This window comes from Acetobacter suratthaniensis (genome assembly GCF_017377745.1).
GTDB classification, from domain to species: Bacteria; Pseudomonadota; Alphaproteobacteria; order Acetobacterales; family Acetobacteraceae; genus Acetobacter; species Acetobacter suratthaniensis.
This window is the reverse complement of sequence record NZ_JAFVMG010000008.1, coordinates 80,495-96,897: the sequence shown is the minus strand read 5'-3', so window position 1 is coordinate 96,897 and position 16,403 is coordinate 80,495. Positions and strand designations below refer to the sequence as shown.

At 60.4% G+C, this 16,403-nt stretch carries 13 protein-coding genes; 9 read left to right on the top strand and 4 right to left on the bottom strand.

Annotated elements, in window-relative coordinates; genetic code table 11:
* Positions 1-176: 176 nt before the first annotated feature.
* The gene (locus tag J2D75_RS09035) at positions 177-1,103 is read left to right on the top strand and encodes a LysR family transcriptional regulator (RefSeq protein ID WP_207854475.1); all 927 of its coding nucleotides are present in this window, start codon (positions 177-179) and stop codon (positions 1,101-1,103) included.
* 13 nt (positions 1,104-1,116) lie between these two features.
* Here J2D75_RS09035 and J2D75_RS09030 read toward each other — a convergent pair whose 3' ends face one another.
* The 3 genes from J2D75_RS09030 to J2D75_RS09020 all read right to left on the bottom strand — a co-directional run bounded on the left by J2D75_RS09030 (position 1,117) and on the right by J2D75_RS09020 (position 3,982).
* Positions 1,117-2,079 (bottom strand): hypothetical protein, encoded by a 963-nt coding sequence (locus J2D75_RS09030; RefSeq protein WP_207854473.1) that lies wholly within the window; start codon positions 2,077-2,079, stop codon positions 1,117-1,119.
* A gap of 65 nt (positions 2,080-2,144) precedes the next feature.
* Positions 2,145-3,422, bottom strand: coding sequence for an AAA family ATPase (locus J2D75_RS09025; protein WP_207854471.1), 1,278 nt, complete (start codon positions 3,420-3,422; stop codon positions 2,145-2,147).
* Entirely contained in the window at positions 3,419-3,982 is a 564-nt protein-coding gene (locus tag J2D75_RS09020) for a hypothetical protein (RefSeq protein ID WP_207854463.1), read from the bottom strand. The genes J2D75_RS09025 and J2D75_RS09020 overlap by 4 nt, the downstream gene beginning before the upstream one ends.
* Before the next feature lie 198 nt (positions 3,983-4,180).
* On the opposite strand from J2D75_RS09020, the gene rimP reads away from it, so the two are divergent.
* The 8 genes from rimP (at position 4,181) to J2D75_RS08980 (ending at position 14,330) form a co-directional block, all read left to right on the top strand.
* Positions 4,181-4,798 (top strand): ribosome maturation factor RimP, encoded by a 618-nt coding sequence (gene rimP / locus J2D75_RS09015; protein WP_265782983.1) that lies wholly within the window; start codon positions 4,181-4,183, stop codon positions 4,796-4,798.
* Between the two features lie 30 nt (positions 4,799-4,828).
* Positions 4,829-6,367 (top strand): transcription termination factor NusA, encoded by a 1,539-nt coding sequence (gene nusA, locus J2D75_RS09010; protein ID WP_207854459.1) that lies wholly within the window; start codon positions 4,829-4,831, stop codon positions 6,365-6,367.
* Between the two features lie 14 nt (positions 6,368-6,381).
* Positions 6,382-7,047 carry an RNA-binding protein gene (locus J2D75_RS09005; protein ID WP_265782984.1) on the top strand — a complete coding sequence of 222 codons (666 nt, stop codon included), beginning with the start codon at positions 6,382-6,384 and terminating at the stop codon, positions 7,045-7,047.
* Between the two features lie 12 nt (positions 7,048-7,059).
* Positions 7,060-9,744: a translation initiation factor IF-2 gene (gene infB / locus J2D75_RS09000; protein WP_207854458.1), complete on the top strand. Its 2,685-nt coding sequence runs from the start codon at positions 7,060-7,062 to the stop codon at positions 9,742-9,744.
* Positions 9,741-10,223: a 30S ribosome-binding factor RbfA gene (gene rbfA, locus J2D75_RS08995; RefSeq protein ID WP_207854456.1), complete on the top strand. Its 483-nt coding sequence runs from the start codon at positions 9,741-9,743 to the stop codon at positions 10,221-10,223. The genes infB and rbfA overlap by 4 nt, the downstream gene beginning before the upstream one ends.
* A 243-nt stretch (positions 10,224-10,466) precedes the next feature.
* The gene (gyrA, locus tag J2D75_RS08990; RefSeq protein WP_207854454.1) at positions 10,467-13,265 is read left to right on the top strand and encodes a DNA gyrase subunit A; all 2,799 of its coding nucleotides are present in this window, start codon (positions 10,467-10,469) and stop codon (positions 13,263-13,265) included.
* Entirely contained in the window at positions 13,262-13,789 is a 528-nt protein-coding gene (gene coaD, locus J2D75_RS08985; protein WP_207854453.1) for a pantetheine-phosphate adenylyltransferase, read from the top strand. Before gyrA ends, coaD begins: the two co-directional genes overlap by 4 nt.
* Positions 13,790-13,841: 52 nt before the next feature.
* On the top strand, positions 13,842-14,330 hold the full coding sequence (locus J2D75_RS08980; RefSeq protein ID WP_207854452.1) for a peptidylprolyl isomerase: 489 nt from the start codon (positions 13,842-13,844) through the stop codon (positions 14,328-14,330).
* An 87-nt stretch (positions 14,331-14,417) separates the two neighbouring features.
* Here the strand turns inward: J2D75_RS08980 and J2D75_RS08975 are convergent, their stop codons facing one another.
* Positions 14,418-16,253 (bottom strand): HAMP domain-containing methyl-accepting chemotaxis protein, encoded by a 1,836-nt coding sequence (locus tag J2D75_RS08975; protein WP_207854450.1) that lies wholly within the window; start codon positions 16,251-16,253, stop codon positions 14,418-14,420.
* Between the last annotated feature and the right edge of the window lie 150 nt (positions 16,254-16,403).

The window sequence follows — 16,403 nt, the reverse complement described above, 5'->3', positions numbered from 1 at the left end:
CTTGCTGCAAAACAGGAGCGTACCGGACTTGCGGCCTCTGGTTTTTTTTTGGGGCGGGCAGGGGGGCGGATCCGTTGCTGCACCATGGAATAAAGTAGGGCAGGCGCGGCAGGGTCCGGCGGATTGGGCGGCATTGTGCTGGTCTGGCCGCGTTCTGGGGAATAGACCGGGTATCCATGGACCTACTTTCTGCGCTCCACAGCTTTGTGCGCGTTGCCGCAACAGGCTCTTTTTCCGCTGTCTCACGCGAGACGGGCGTCAGCCAGCCGACGATTTCGCGGCATATCGCCCTGCTTGAGAGCCATTACGGCACGACGCTGTTCGCCCGTACCACCCGCAGCCTGACCATGACGGAAGATGGCCGAAGCCTTCTGCCCCATGCCTATGAAGTGCTGGAAATTCTTGAAACGGCGGAAACCGTTCTGGGCCGCAGGCGCGCCTCGGTTTCCGGTCTGGTGCGGCTGGGGGTTACAACGGCGTTCGGCCTGTGCCTGAGTCGCAGGCTGGGCGAACTGTTTGACCGTCATCCTGATCTGTCGGTCGAGATCGTGATGCGCGATGCCTTTGGCGATCTGGTGGAGGAAGGGCTTGATCTGGCGGTGCGCGTAGGCGAAATCGCCGTGGGCTCACTCATCGCCCGCAAGCTGGGTATGGTGCGCAAATGTCTGGTGGCATCGCCCGAGTGCATGGCGCGCTATCATATGCCCGAACACCCGCGCGAACTGACCAATTACCCCGGTGTTGTCTATAATTATGGCAGTAGCTGGCTGGACTGGAACTTCGAGCGTGATGGCGAGGAAAGCGTGATCGCCCCAAGCGCCGTGTTTCGCGCCAATACCAGCGAGGCTGTGCTGTACGCAGTAGAATCAGGGCTCGGGATCGGGCTTCTGCCACATTTTCAGGTGCGTGATGCCCTTAGGGAAGGCCGTCTAGTCCGGCTTTTTCCAGATTGGAACATCCCGTCTTTGCCGTTCTATGCTGTGCATACCGGCCCGCGCACGCTGCCGTTGCGTACCCGCACCGTGCTGGACTTCCTGATTGATGTATCAGCCGATGTGCTGCGCGATGATCCCGCAACAGGGCAACCCTCTGCAGCAGCCTGAGGCTGCAACGGCATCAGCCCCTGAAGCCCGGATCTTCCGCGGCTGAATGGGGCGGTGTCACGGGCTTGTCTTCAAAAGCCTGAAGCAGATAGGGGGCCCACCCCTCAATCCAGTCATTGGTGCGCTGCACAAAATCAGAAACAGCGGCGGAATCCCGCATGCCGCTGCGTGACCAGTCTTCCAGTGCGCCGGGGGCACGGGCATCGCCGGGCTGGGCGGGGCTGGTGAGCAGGTGTACGCTCAGAAAATCGGCGCGGGAATCAGGCTCCTGCTTTTCAATCCGGTTCCATGCGGCATCTACCAGCACGTTAGGCAGCGTATAACCGAGAATATTCAGCCGTTCGACAGCAGCAGGGATAAAGAAGGGCGAACTGAGCAGCCTCTGCAGGGCCGGATCAGATGTCAGGAAAAATCCGTTCACGATGCGTATGGGCGATGTCAGCCAGCATTCTGAGTAATTGCTATTGATCGGTTGTGAGTGGGTCATGAACGCAAAAGAGCTGGTGCATTGCTGCTGAATGCCCATGGTGTCCACCATAGGCAGGGACTGGGACGTGCCCTGCATGATCAGCAGTCCGGTAACGATACCATCATTTGTGCGCACATAGAGCGAGGTCATCATCTCGCCGTGGGCAAGATCATCCTGATAGCTCAGCAGCGGGTGCCACTTGCCCGCAGGCAGCGGAATTTCCTTGCCGATAAACGAAACCCGTCCCTCCATCTGCGCATCCACAGGCGGTACGGACATCGTGCGGTGATCATCGCGCACGTGCAGTGCGTCATCATCGGTATCGTTCTGTTCGCCCATGCCCAGCGCGTTCTGGATACGCGCTGTCAGGCCGGTATAGGCAGGCACGCTATGGGTAAGCCATGCGGGGGCGGGGAGTAAAAAGCTGAGTACGGTGGTTGCGCCGGTAGCCAGTACGGTAGCGCGCCATAGCGGCGCACGACGCCACAAGCGGGTGAAAGCGGACATCCGGTAAACCTAGGAACGGGCGCGCGGGCGCGCGGGCAAAACAAACAGCGGGGTGGGGGAGGGCATCAGGGTGTCAGGCGCGGTGTCAGGGCGTCTGACCGACTGCCCCCTGCGGTCTTGGCTACCACTGTGCCGTCTTCTTCCTTCACCAGACGTACCATGCTTGCTCCCTGCTGGCGGGCGATGATCAGCGATTCGCTGATCATGTCTTCCACGCCACGCGCCAGATCGCGGGCAGAGGCGCCATCGCCCATCCGGCTCATGCGGCGCATGATGTCCATCAGCAGGGCGGCGTCGATCCCGCCTGCCTCGACCTTCAGGCCGTAGCTTTCGATCATGTTTTCGATTTCCAGTGCCGCGACACGGGCAATGTCGAGTCCCTGTAGCGGGCGGAAAACAAAAATACGATCAAGCCGGTTCAGCACTTCGGGGGCAAAACCCGCCTGACGCAGCGCTTCCACCGATTCGGCCCGCATACGGTCGGGGTCTTCTTGCAGGCGGCGGGCAATATCGGCCAGCGCTTCCGTAGCGATATTGGAGGTCAGGATGAAAATGGCCCGCACAGTGGAGACCTGCTGCCCGGTAGAGGCTTCGGTTACGTGGCCGTCGTTCCATGCGGTCAGGAATTTCTTGAACACATCCGGGTGGGCTTTTTCGATTTCATCGAGCAGCACCACGGCATCGGGTTTTTCCTGCAGGCCGCCGGTCAGCTTGCCGTAGGTATCGGAGCCGACATAGCCCTTGGGTGAGCCAAAAAGCTGGGTTGCCGCATGGGGGCTGCTCATCTGGGTCATGTCGAAATGCAGCAGCGGGCGCTCAAGCTGGCGGGCCAACTGCTTGGCCAGATAGGTTTTGCCGGTGCCGGGCGGGCCAGCCAGCAGAAAAATACCCACGGGCTTGCCGCGCACCTGCAACGCCAGACGGCGGCGCAGCTGGGTTGCCATATCTTCGCATACCTGATCCTGCCCGATCACGCGTGCGCGCAGGTTTGCCGCCAGAACCTCGGCATCGATTGTGGTTTCACGCTGCTCGCGCGCCAGCATTTCTTCGAGGGCGGCGCGGTTGGTCAGTCTGGCAAGAACATCCATGATAAAGCCCCGTCTGCGAAGAAGGCCCTTGCGGGCAATTTGTTCAGCACGCGTTTCAAACAGAAGACCGGCAATGCTCAGCGCCAGCCCGATCGCAGCTAGCACAGGCCACAGGGCAGCTCCCCATTGCAGAACGTGTATAAGGCCATGCAACGACAGATGCAGCGAAATGGCGATCTGGATGCTGGCCAGCACCAGAAAGATGACCATCATCAGCGGCATGAACCGGTTCAGCGTGGGCATAAGGTCTTTCATTGTGCGCTAACCAAGGCATGCAGATGTTGCCCGTTGGAGAGAGGCGGCAGAACCTGCGGGCCAAAAGAGGTGATAACCCCGCCGTTGATACCCGTTACTCCATGGGATGAAAGCCCTACAATATCCACGCTACCCACCTTGGCAATGGGCAGGATGACCGTTGTAGGGGTGGTGGTCAGCGGTACGGTGCGCTGCCAGGGGCCGCAGATCACGTTTACCGTGCCCCCTGTACCGGCGGCATCGTAAAGTGGCATGGCCAGCAGGCGCAGGTCGCGGCGTTTGACGGCTGCCAGAATATCCGCCTGCTCCTGCGCTGAGTAACCTGAATCCGCGAGGGCTTTTGCGGCCTGTTCGGGCGCGATCAGGGGGAGTGGTATGCTGGAGTAGCTCTGCGGTGCTTCATTCTGTGCGGTATCGGCCTGTGGGCCGGGGGCCATGGCGTGAAAGCCAGCCCAGCCTGCGGCCATAAGGCAGAATGCCACACCAAGCAGGACTGTACGTCTGTTACCATGCTGAGCGGCTGGCTGGGGTGTTGGCGTAGGGTCGGCCAGTCTGTTCATGCGTGTTCTCTGCCTCTACGCTGGGCCGTTGCAGATATGCAGCATCATCATGCCAAAATCATGGCGATATTGTAGCACCCCAAGGCAGTTTTTTCTTTCCCTTGCGGTTTGATGGCATGTGTTCTAGAGAGAGCGTCATCCTTCTTCAATTTAGTTAAAGCTTCGGGGGGTGGCCTTGACGGGCCGCCTGATTTTGCATTGGACACAGATCTTTCCGCTCATGGTGGCCTTGAAGGCCGCCTTGCCGCCATGATTTCCCCTGCTGTTGAGGCAATGGGGTATGAGATCGTGCGCGTGGCGGTGCTCGGGCGTGAGCGCCCGACCGTGCAGATCATGGCTGACCGGGCCGATGGTTCGCTTATCAGTGTTGAGGACTGCGAGCGCATCAGCCATGCAGTCGGTGCGGTTCTCGACGTGGAAGACCCGATTCCCGGTGCATGGACGCTCGAAGTGTCGTCCGCAGGGATTGACCGCCCGCTGACTCGCGCCAAGGATTGGGAGCGGTTTGCTGGCCATCAGGCCCGTGCCGAAATGCTTGTGCCGCTTGATGGTCGCAGGCGTTTTGCCGGTGTGGTGCTGGGGTCCGACGGTACGGCCGCACGGCTGCGGTTGGATGATGGTTCGGAAGTGGCGCTGCCGCTGGGCGAAATTCGCCGCGCACGTCTGGTTCTGACCGATGCGCTGATCGAGGCCAGCGCGCATATGGCCCGCCCTGCCTCAGGGGAAAATACCCCCGGGGCTGACGGGCAGGATGATACAGACATGGATGGGGCGGGGCCGCAGGCCTCTGGCCCGTCTGGTCGCAAGGTGCATTGATGGCGCTGCCTGTTTTGGAGAGCTGAGAGCATGGATACCTCTGTTTCCCGTCCTGAACTGCTGCTGGTGGCGGATGCCGTCTCCCGCGAGAAGGGCATTGAGCGTGAAGAGGTTCTGGAGGCCATGGAGCAGGCCATCCAGAAGGCCGGACGCGCCAAATACGGGCACGAAAAGGATATTCGCGCCACGATCGACCGTCGCTCCGGCGAAGTCCGCCTGTCCCGCTGGACGGAAGTGGTGGATCTGGTCGAAAATGAAGATACGCAGATCGCCCTGTCGATCGCGCAGCGTTTTCGCCCTGAAATTCAGGCTGGCGAATATCTGATCGACCCGCTGCCCCCGATTGATTTCGGGCGTATCGCGGCCCAGACCGCCAAGCAGGTGATTGTCCAGCGCGTGCGTGAATACGAGCGCAAGCGCCAGTACAACGAATTCAAGGACCGCGTGGGCGAAATCGTCAACGGCACGGTCAAGCGTACCGAATATGGCAACCTGCTGGTTGAGATCGGTTCCGCCGAAGCCCTGCTGCGCCGCGATGAGCTGATCCCCCGCGAGACGTTCCGCAACTCTGACCGCGTGCGTGCCTATATCTACGATGTGCGTGACGAGCCGCGTGGCCCGCAGGTTTTCCTGTCCCGCACGCATCCTGCCTTCCTGGCCAAGCTGTTCGCGCAGGAAGTGCCGGAAATCTATGACGGCATCATCGAAATCAAGGCTGTGGCGCGTGACCCCGGTTCGCGTGCGAAAATGGCCGTGATCTCGCGGGATGCGTCGATCGACCCGGTCGGTGCCTGCGTGGGTATGCGCGGTTCACGCGTGCAGGCGGTTGTGGCCGAGCTGCAGGGCGAAAAAATCGACATCATTCCGTGGAGCCCGCAGGCCGCTACCTTCGTGGTGAACGCGCTGGCTCCGGCTGAAGTCAGCAAGGTGGTGATGGATGAGGAAGCCGGGCGTGTCGAGGTTGTCGTGCCCGATGACCAGCTCTCCCTTGCTATCGGCCGTCGTGGTCAGAACGTGCGTCTGGCCAGCCAGCTTACCCGCTGGGATATCGACATTCTGACCGAAGCCGAGGAATCCGAGCGCCGTCAGGAAGAGTTCCGCCGCCGCACCGCGCAGTTTGTTGAAGCGCTGGATGTGGATGACGTGATCGCGGGCCTGCTCGTGACCGAAGGCTACCACAGCGTCGAGGAACTGGCATATGCCGACCCCGATGAACTGGGGGGAATCGAAGGTTTTGACGAATCGGTTGTGCAGGAGCTGATGCAGCGTGCCGAGGCCTATCTGGTCAGGCAGGAAGAAAAGCTGGATGAGCGCCGTCGTGAGCTCGGTGTGGTCGATGAGATTGCCGGTCTCGGCGTCTTTACGAATCAGATGCTTGTGACTTTGGGCGAAAAGGGTGTAAAAAGCCTCGACGACTTGGCCGATCTGGCAGGTGATGAACTGGTTGAGCTTCTCGGGGCTGATGCCGTTGATGAAGAAGCCGCCAACGAAATTGTCATGGCAGCACGAGCGCACTGGTTTGATGGTGACGCAGAAAAGTCCCCTGAGAATCAGGACGGCGAAGCCTGAAGGCTGAAGCCGGAGTGAGTGTGGACAGCCACCCCGAGGGGGATGGGCCTGAGGCCCTGACCCTTGCGGATGAAAGGAAAGCCAGTCATAGGCGTTGTGCTCTGACGCGTGAGCAGGGGTTGCCCGAACTGATGGTTCGGTTTGCGCTCTCACCCGCCGGAGTTGTGGTGCCTGATCTGGATGCACGTCTGCCGGGCCGGGGAATCTGGTTGAGCGCCCGGCGGGATGTGATAGAACAAGCCCGCGCCAAGGGAGTCTTCTCCCGAGCGGCGCGTGCACAGGTGGTTGTGCCGGAGGATCTGCTCTCTCAAGTAGAGGTGGGTCTGGCCCGGAGAATGATCGAGGTTGTCGGGCTGGCGCGAAGAGCCGGTCAGGCGGTCAGTGGCTTCGTCAAGGCGCGTGAATGGGTAACCCAGCGTAAAGCTGGTGTTGTGGTTCACGCACAGGATGGAAGCCATGAGGAGCTGGAACGCCTGCTTTCAGGGCGGCGGGATACTCCTGTAGTCGATACGTTGACTTCCGAAGATCTTGCGAAGGTTTTCGGGCGTGAGCGGGTCGTGAATGTGGCGCTGGCTGCCGGCGGGCTGGCTACGCGGTTGTGTTGTGAAAACAAGCGTTTTACGGGAGTGGCGCAAGCGCGCTCCCTGGGTTCACCGGACCTTTCCGGCGGACGGGTTTGAACAGGCGGATCAATGAGCGAAGGCAAGGATCAGGATCAGGGCAAGGGACGTCTGTCCCTTCGGCCGGCAGGACGTTCGGAGGTCGGGCGTACGGTCGATGCCGGGTCCGTGCGACAGAGTTTCAGTCATGGCCGCTCCAAGGTTGTGCAGGTTGAGGTACGCAAAAAGCGTGGCCCTAACCCTGCCAGCGCGGGCGGTCGTTCGGGCGGTGCGCGTGCAGGTGCAGGACGGACGCTGACAGCGGCCGAACTGGCCATGCGTCAGCGCGTGCTGGACGAACAGAAGAAAGAAGCGGAACTGGCTGCCCAGCGCGAGGCTGCCCAGCGCGAAGCCGAAAAGATCCGTATCCTGTCCGCAGCGGAAGAAGCCCGCCGCAAGGAAGAGGAAGACAAGCGCGCCGCCGAGGATGCGCAGGCCGAACGTGAGGCCGCAGAAGATGCGGAGCGCAAGGCCCGGATTGATGCGATTCGGCCGCTTGAAATGAAGGCGCCCGTTGTCTCGGCCGTGCCTATCCCGGGTGAAGTCACGCTGGCACCGCCAGTTGGTCGCCTGCGCCCGCTGGCCGAGCGCGCTATCATGCCTGCCAAGCCGCTGCGTCCGACACCGGCACCTGCTGCCCGTCCGGCAGCCGATGCCGCCGGTGCAACTGACAAGGACGGTGCCGCCCAGACCCTGCGCCTGCGTAGTGGTCGTGGCATGGAAACCGAGGACGAGCCACGCCGTAGCCCTGCACGCAAGGTCATGCCCAGCAACCGCAAGAACAACAGCGGTGGCCGCAAGGGTGATACTGGTGGTGGGCGTCGTGCCGGTCGTATTGACGTGCAGGCCGCGATCGAGGGGGATGACGACAAGACCCGTTCGCTCGCCTCCGTGCGCCGTCAGCGTGAACGTGAACGCCGTCAGGCCGAACTGGAACGCTTGCGCTCCGATCAGGTCAAGGTGGTGCGTGACGTTATCCTGCCCGAAACGATTACCGTGCAGGAACTGGCCAACCGTATGGCCGCCCGTCAGGGCGAGGTGATCAAGGCGCTCATGAAAATGGGTGTCATGGCAACCGTCACCCAGTCGATCGATGCCGATACGGCGGAACTCGTGGTGGAAGAATTCGGCCACCGTGTGCGCCGCGTGTCTGAAGCAGACGTGGAACTGGGTATCGAGGGTGTGGAAGATACCCCCGACGAGATGATTCTGCGTGCGCCTGTGGTTACGGTCATGGGTCATGTCGATCACGGCAAGACCTCTCTGCTCGATGCGCTGCGCACCACGGATGTGGCGGCTGGCGAAGCGGGTGGCATTACCCAGCATATCGGTGCCTATCAGGTCACGCTGGCTTCGGGTTCGAAGATCACCTTCCTCGATACGCCCGGACATGAAGCGTTTACCGCCATGCGTGCCCGTGGTGCATCCATGACGGACGTGGTGGTGCTGGTGGTGGCGGCGGATGACGGCGTGATGCCGCAGACGATCGAAGCCATCAAGCACGCCAAGGCTGCGAACGTGCCGATGATTGTTGCCATCAACAAGATCGACAAGCCCGGCGCCAAGCCTGAGCGGGTCTGCCAGGAACTGCTCCAGCACGAAATCGTGGTGGAATCTCTTGGTGGCGATGTGCAGGACATTCAGGTTTCCGCTCTCAAGCGGACGGGTCTGGATAAGCTCGAAGAAGCCATTCTGCTGCAGGCGGAAATTCTCGAACTGCGCGCCAACCCCGATCGTCCGGGTGAAGGCTCCGTGATCGAAAGCCGTCTGGATCGTGGTCGCGGTTCCGTGGCTTCGGTGCTGGTGCAGAAGGGCACCCTGCGCAAGGGTGACATTGTTGTGGCCGGTTCCGAATGGGGCCGTGTCCGTGCGCTGGTCAACGATCATGGTGCACAGGTGGATGCGGCTGGCCCGTCCATGCCGGTGGAAATTCTTGGTCTGTCCGGTGTGCCGGCAGCCGGGGCGCCGTTCGTGGTGGTCGAAAACGAAAACCGCGCACGCGAAATTTCCGAGTTCCGTCAACGTAAGCTCAAGGAACATCAGGTAGCCGGGCAGGTTGCCGCCCGTGGCACGCTCGACCAGATGCTGGCCCGTATTCAGGCTGGCGATCAGAAGGAAGTTTCCGTTCTGATCAAGGCCGATGTGCAGGGTTCGGCAGAAGCCATTCAGGTTACGGTGCTGAAACTGGCCAATGAGGAAGTGGGCGTGCGCGTTCTTAACGCCTCGGTCGGCCAGATTACGGAAAGCGACGTGCAGCTTGCCAAGGCGTCTGACGCCGTTATCGTGGCGTTCAATGTGCGCGCCACGGTGCAGGCTCGCCAGCTTGCCCAGCGTGAAGGCGTGGATATCCGCTACTACTCCATCATCTATCAGGTGGCGGATGATGTAGAGGCGCTGGTACGTGGCAAGCAGGCTCCCAAGCATCGCGAAAAGTTCCTTGGCTATGCCGAAATCCGCAAGGTTTTCGAAATCAGCAAGGTCGGCAAGGTCGCGGGTTGTTACGTTACCGAAGGCGTGGTCAAGCGCGGCTGTGGCGTGCGTCTGCTGCGTGATGGTGTCGTGATCCATGAAGGCGATCTGAGCCAGCTCAAGCGCTTCAAGGACGATGTCAAGGAAGTGGCGCGCTCGTACGAATGCGGCCTGTCTTTTGCCGGGTATAATGACCTGCGCGAAGGCGATGTCGTTGAGTGCTTTGAAAGCGAACTGGTTCCGGCATGAGCCGACGGAACGGAACTGGCGGCAAGACTGGAGGACCGGCGGGGTATCTCGCCGGTCTTTCAACATCAGGCCCCTCACAGCGTCAGCTACGCGTAGGCGAGGAAGTGCGCCGTGTGCTGGCCGAAGTGTTCGCGCGTTCGGCTTTTCGTGATCCCGAACTGTCCGGTGTTTCCATTACTGTGACGGAAGTCAGGCTTTCGCCCGATTTCCGGCATGCTACGGTTTTTGTGACCCGTCTGGGTCGTAGCGATGTTGAGGTTCTGCTGCCTGCTCTCAAGCGGGTAGCCCCTTGGCTGCGCACGCAGCTTGCCCATACCCTGCGCCTGCGTACGGTGCCGGAACTGCATTTTCAGGCTGATACGGCTCTGGATACCGCCATGCACGTTGATACGCTTCTGCGTCTGCCAGAAGTGGTGCGTGACCTCGGCTCTGACGAAGTCGACAATGCTGAAGATGATAAGGATGACGCCGCGCGCTGAACCTGCGCGTGGCTCAAGGGGGAGTGCTCTCCCCCATCCTGGCCCGGTCGGGCCTGTTCAGGTTTTTTCCATATCATAAGGCCCACTGGGCCTTGCCCGGCCAAGGCCGTAGGGAATTCACGCTCTGGCAAAGGCTAGGTGCGTGGGCCTTTGTGTGCTAGAACAAGGTCATGCAAGCCGTGGCAACCGGCCTGCGGACAGACCAGGCGTGATGCTCGCGCCGTTTGACGGAACGGATGAACCTTGACCGAGATTTCTGACCAAACCGGATCACCGGAACCCTCAGACCTGCTGCCCGTGACCATTGAGGAGGAAATGCGTTCCTCCTACCTCGCTTATGCGATGTCGGTCATTGTCAGCCGCGCGTTGCCCGATGTGCGCGACGGTCTGAAACCTGTGCACAGGCGTATTCTGTACGCCATGCACGAGAGTGGGTTTACTCATGACAAGCCTTATCGCAAGTCTGCCCGTGCGGTGGGTGATGTGATGGGTAAATACCATCCGCATGGCGATTCCTCGATTTACGAGGCCATGGTGCGTATGGCGCAGTCTTGGTCCATGCGTGTGCGCCTGATTGACGGGCAGGGTAACTTTGGCTCGGTCGATGGCGATAGCCCGGCCGCCATGCGTTACACCGAAGCGCGTCTGGCCAAGTCTTCGACCTTTTTGCTGGATGATATTGATCGCGACACGGTTGATTTCCAGCCCAACTACGATGAAAGCGAGCACGAGCCTACGGTTCTGCCAGCCGCTTTCCCTAATCTTCTGATCAATGGTGCCACCGGCATTGCCGTGGGTATGGCCACCAATATTCCCACGCATAACCCGGCCGAGGTGATAGACGCCACGCTGGCGCTGGTGGCTAATCCGGCTCTGTCGCTTGAAGAGCTGATGGAACATGTGCCCGGCCCGGATTTCCCCACCGGGGGTACTATTCTGGGGCGTTCGGGTATCCGTAGCGCTTATACCACTGGGCGTGGCTCCATTATCATTCGCGCCAAGGCCGAGATTGAGGAAATCCGTAAGGATCGCAAGGCCATTGTGGTCAGCGAAATTCCGTATCAGGTGAACAAGGCCACCTTGCAGGAGCGCATTGCCGAACTGGTGCGCGGCAAGCAGATCGAAGGCATTGCCGATATCCGCGACGAGTCCGACCGTTCGGGCATGCGCGTGGTGATCGAAATCAAGCGCGATGCAACGCCCGAGGTGGTGCTGAACCAGCTTTATCGCTTTACCCAGCTTCAGACCTCGTTTGGCGTGAACATGCTGGCCCTCGATGGTGGCCAGCCGCGCCTGATGGGCCTGAAAGACGTGCTGGAGGCGTTTATCGCCTTCCGTGAAGAAGTCATTCTGCGCCGTTCGCGCTTTGAACTGGGCAAGGCGCGTGACCGTGGGCACATTCTGGTGGGGCTGGTCATTGCGGTGGCCAATATTGATGCGGTGATCGCTCTGATCCGTGCCGCCCCCGATGCCGCCAGTGCGCGTGAAGCCCTGATGTCCGCCACGTGGGATGCGGGCGAGATTGAGCCGCTGCTGGCGCTGATCCATGATGATGGCAACGTCGTGGTGGATGGTCGTGTGCGTCTGACCGAAGCGCAGGCACGTGGTATTCTGGAACTGCGCCTGCAACGCCTGACCGGGCTTGAGCGCGACAAGATCCAGCAGGAACTGTCGGATGTTGCGACCCGTATCAACGAACTTCTGCTGATTATTGGTAGCCGCCCCCGCCGCATGGAAGTGCTGTGCGAGGAACTCCAGCGCGCCCGGGCCGAACTGGCCACGCCGCGTATGACCGATATTGCCGAATATGATGGCGATCAGGACGATGAAAGCCTGATCGAGCCGGGGCAGATGGTCGTGACCATCACGCGCGATGGCTTTATCAAGCGCACCCCGCTGGATGTGTTCCGTGCCCAGAACCGGGGTGGCCGAGGCCGTACCGGGGCCGGTACGCGCGGCGATGATATTGTGGTACGTTCCTTCAATGCCCACACCCATCAATGGGTGATGTTCTTCTCTTCTGGCGGCAAGGTCTATCGCGAGAAAGTCTGGCGTCTGCCCGAAGCCGGGCCAGCCGCCAAAGGGCGTGCGCTGGTAAACCTGCTGCCTGATCTGGGCGGGGACAATATTACCGCCGTGCTGCCCCTGCCGCAGGATGAAGGGCTGTGGGAAAGCCTGCACCTGGTCTTTGCTACGGCCAGCGGGCATGTGCGCCGCAACAGGCTGAGCGATTTCCGCAATATCCGTTCCTCGGGTATGATCGCGATGAAGCTCGATGAAGGCGATAGCCTGATCGGGGTTGCGACCTGCCGTGAAGGGCAGGATGTCTTCCTTGCTACCAAGGGCGCACGCTGCATCCGCTTCCAGATTACCGACGATACGCTGCGTGTTTTTGCCGGGCGTGGGTCTTCGGGCGTGCGGGGTATCCGCCTTGCTTCGGGTGACCGGGTGATCAGTCTGGCCGTGCTCAACCATGTCGAGGCCACGGTGGAGGAGCGCAGTGCTTATCTGCGCATGGCCAATGCCCGCCGCCGTGCAGAAAATGCCGCTGAAGCCGGAGAGGATGCCGGTGATGAGGCGGATCTGGCTGTCGTGGTGGAAGAGGGCGAGGACGAAGCCGCCTCCGAGGCCACTACTTTGTCTGCCGAGCGCTTTGCGCAGCTTGAAGCTGCGGAGGAAATCCTGCTGGTGGTGAGCGATGGCGGATTTGGTCGTCGTTCTTCCGCCTATGATTACCGTGTCAGCGGGCGTGGTGGTCAGGGTATTACCAATATGACTTTCTCGGCCTCCAAGCGGGGCACCGAGGTTGCTGCCACCCTGCCGGTGCTGGCGGGTACGGATGTCATGCTGGTGACGGATGGCGGACGCCTGATCCGTGTGCCGGTTGATCAGGTGCGGGTCATGTCCCGTCAGGCCAGCGGCGTGACCGTTCTGCGCCTGAATGACAGCGAGCGCGTGACCAGCGTTTTCCCCGTTATGGATGACGGGGATGATGAGGGTGAGGATAGCGCTCAGGAAAATGGAGCGGATTCCGGCGTATGATAGCCAGACCTGCCGTGGCGCGCCGGGTCGGTTTTTACGCCGGGACGTTTGATCCGGTTACCACCGGGCATCTGGATGTGATCGAACGCGCGGCACGGCTGGTTGACCGTCTGGTGATCGGGGTTGCTCATAATCCCGGTAAAAACCCGCTTATGCCTGTGGATGAGCGCATGCTCTGTGTTGAGGAGGCTCTGCCTTCCATACGCCAGCGCACCGGCTCGGAAATTGTGGTGGTGGCGTTTCATTCCCTGCTGGTGGAAGCCGTGCGGGCCAATGGCGCGACACTGATTTTCCGGGGGCTGCGGGTTTTGTCTGATTTCGACTATGAAATTCAGATGAGCGGCGTCAATCGCAGGCTGGATGGCGGGATTGAAACGGTTTTTCTGATGGCTTCGGAAAGAACCCAGTTCATATCGTCCCGTCTGGTCAAGGAAATCGCCAGTTACAAAGGTGATATTTCTGAATTTGTAACACCGGCCACGCAGGCGCGTCTTCTGGCGCGGCTGGCCATGCGTGCGGGTTGAAAACCGATAACGTGTCATGGGTGTTGCTGTTATCCGCAACAGGAGAAACCTGATGTCTGAAAATACCACTGAAGACCTGATCTACATGGATGTGCCCGCAGGGCGTGTTGTCATTCGCCTGCGGCCGGATATTGCGCCCAAGGCGGCGGAACGTATTCGTACTCTGGCCGAGCAGGGCTTTTACGATAACGTGCCGTTCCATCGGGTAATTTCCGGATTTATGGCGCAGGGTGGCGACCCCACGGGTACTGGCATGCACGGCAGCGACCTGCCCGATCTGCCCGCAGAATTCACCACCAAGGCCAAGTTTGAGCGTGGCACCATCGGTATGGCCCGTACGGCTGATCCGAACAGCGCCAACAGCCAGTTTTTTATCATGTTCGAGCCTTCCCCCCACCTTGATGGCCAGTACACCATTGTGGGTGAAGTGATCGAAGGCATGGAAAACGTGGACAAGATCAAGCGTGGCGCTGGTGGTTCGGGCATGGTGAATGACCCTGACCGTATCGCACGCATGCGTCCTGCTGGCGCCGAAGGCTGAGGCTTTAGCCTCTTCTTCAGTCGGCTATGCTGAAAAATGCCGGAGTCCTGTATGGGGCTTCGGCATTTTTTGTGGGCGGTGCGGGTGTTAGCCGTGCTGGCGGTAAAGGAGGGCTTGCGTCTCTTCGGCACCTGCATGCTGCGGCAGCAGAAACTGGCGTACCAGTTCGTTGAGTTTCTGACTTTCTACGGCAAGGCTGCGCGATGTCGCGTTAAACTCTTCTCCCATCGCGGCGTTTTGCTGGGTTGTGCGGTCAAGCTGCGTAACGGTCGTGTTGATGGAGGCAAGACTGGAGGATTGCTCGGCAGCGGAGTGGGCTATGGCGTCCAGATGTCCGGCGATCTGGCTGATAAAATCCGTGATCGTGCGTAGGGTCTGGCTGCTTTCGCGCACACGTTCCGAACCTTCTTTGACATCGGAAACAGTTTTCTGGATCAGGCCCCGAATGTCGCGCGCGGCCTCGCTGCTGCGCTGGGCCAGTGCTCGCACCTCGCTGGCTACCACGGCAAAGCCGCGTCCGACTTCTCCGGCCCGCGCGGCTTCCACGCTGGCGTTGAGGGCTAGCACGTTGGTCTGAAAGGCAATGCTGTCGATCACGTCCACAATGGAAGCAATTTCGGCCGAGCCGCTTTCCATGTGGTGCATGGAGGTTTCGGTATCATGGACAATTCTGGCGGATGTAGCCGCGGCCTCGCGGGCCTGTGTGCCGATCTGTCGGGCTTCTTCCGAGCGTTGGGCGGCCTGCGCTACGCTGTTGGTAATCTGGGTAATGGCCGTTGCAGTCTGTTCCAGTGAGGTGGCCTGTGTTTCCGTGCGGCGGGCGAGGTGGTCTGCTCCGGTGGCGAGTTCCTGCGTGCCGTTGCTGATGGTGTGTACGGCATCAGACATCTGGGAAAACGTGGCGGCAAGCTGTTCAAGTGACTGGTTGAAATCATGGCGCAGGGGTTCGAACTCGGTTGAAAAATGCCTGTCTATCTGAAAGGACAGATCGCCTCCTGCCATACGGCGTAGCCCGGTAGCCAGACCGCTTGTGGCAAGGTGCAGGCGCTGGGTTGCGGCGTCTTCCGCTTTGGTCTGGATGGCCAGCCGGTCAGCTTCGGCGCGTGTGCGCTGGGCTTCGGCCTCCTGTTCCAGCCGGTGCTGCTCAATGATTCCTGCGCGGAATATGTTCAGTGAGCGGGCAATGGCGCCTATCTCGTCCCGGCGGTTGGTAAAGCGTGAAGTGGTCTGGGTATCGCCACCGGCCAGCCGGGTTATCAGGATATTGATAGCCCGTAGCGGGCGCAGGATATTGTAGATGACCACCACGCCCGACAGCACCATAATGGCAAACAGGGCCGCGTAGGCATAATAAACGCGCCAGAGCGTGGTCTGGTAGGTGGTTCTGGAATCCTGAGCGTAGGCAACAGCCTGTTCGGTATTGAAGGTGGATAGGGCAGCCAGTGCGGCGGACACGCTCTCCTCCAGATCGCGCAGGCGCGTGCCTGCGGCTATGGCGTTGGTGCGTTCGGTGGTGGCGGCCCAGTTTTTGAATGTTTCGTCATGGTCGGTTTTGTATGCGCCCCATTTCTCTTTGAGTGCGCTGTACAGGGCTTGTTCACGCGTGGAATGTGCGAGGGGGGCATAGGCGTCGATTGTGTCCGTGACTTCCTGCGCCACCGCATCTGAAAGAGCGGACTGCGTTTGCAACGCATCGGGGGTGGTGGCGGCAAGCTGTTCGGTTTCTGCGGTGTAGAAGGTGCGCAGCAGCTCATCAATCGGGCCAATGGCTTTGATGCTGGTCAGGGATTTGCTGTTGATTTCTTCCATGCGGTTGTTGACGAGCGTTAGCCCGTGAACCGAATACAGGCCGGCTACGATACACGCACTGGCGACAAGGAGCTGAACCAGCCCCAGCGAGGCTTTGATGCCGAGTGGCCGCAAGGTCTTACCTCATCCAGATGGATGCGTGCCCGAATATGGCGAACCTGCACGCATGGGCCTGTCTGACGACCCGGAGCGGCGCGGGATCAAGGGGCAGGGGCCATGCAGGCACGCAAAATGTTTCTACTTCGGAATATCTTATTCAAGACG

Coding starts and splice junctions, on each gene's coding strand:
- J2D75_RS09035 (WP_207854475.1), top strand. CDS start 177: ATGGACCTACTTTCTGCGCTCCACAGCTTTGTGCGCGTTGCCGCAACA.
- J2D75_RS09030 (WP_207854473.1), bottom strand. CDS start 2,079: ATGTCCGCTTTCACCCGCTTGTGGCGTCGTGCGCCGCTATGGCGCGCT.
- J2D75_RS09025 (WP_207854471.1), bottom strand. CDS start 3,422: ATGAAAGACCTTATGCCCACGCTGAACCGGTTCATGCCGCTGATGATG.
- J2D75_RS09020 (WP_207854463.1), bottom strand. CDS start 3,982: ATGAACAGACTGGCCGACCCTACGCCAACACCCCAGCCAGCCGCTCAG.
- nusA (WP_207854459.1), top strand. CDS start 4,829: ATGGATACCTCTGTTTCCCGTCCTGAACTGCTGCTGGTGGCGGATGCC.
- infB (WP_207854458.1), top strand. CDS start 7,060: ATGAGCGAAGGCAAGGATCAGGATCAGGGCAAGGGACGTCTGTCCCTT.
- rbfA (WP_207854456.1), top strand. CDS start 9,741: ATGAGCCGACGGAACGGAACTGGCGGCAAGACTGGAGGACCGGCGGGG.
- coaD (WP_207854453.1), top strand. CDS start 13,262: ATGATAGCCAGACCTGCCGTGGCGCGCCGGGTCGGTTTTTACGCCGGG.
- J2D75_RS08980 (WP_207854452.1), top strand. CDS start 13,842: ATGTCTGAAAATACCACTGAAGACCTGATCTACATGGATGTGCCCGCA.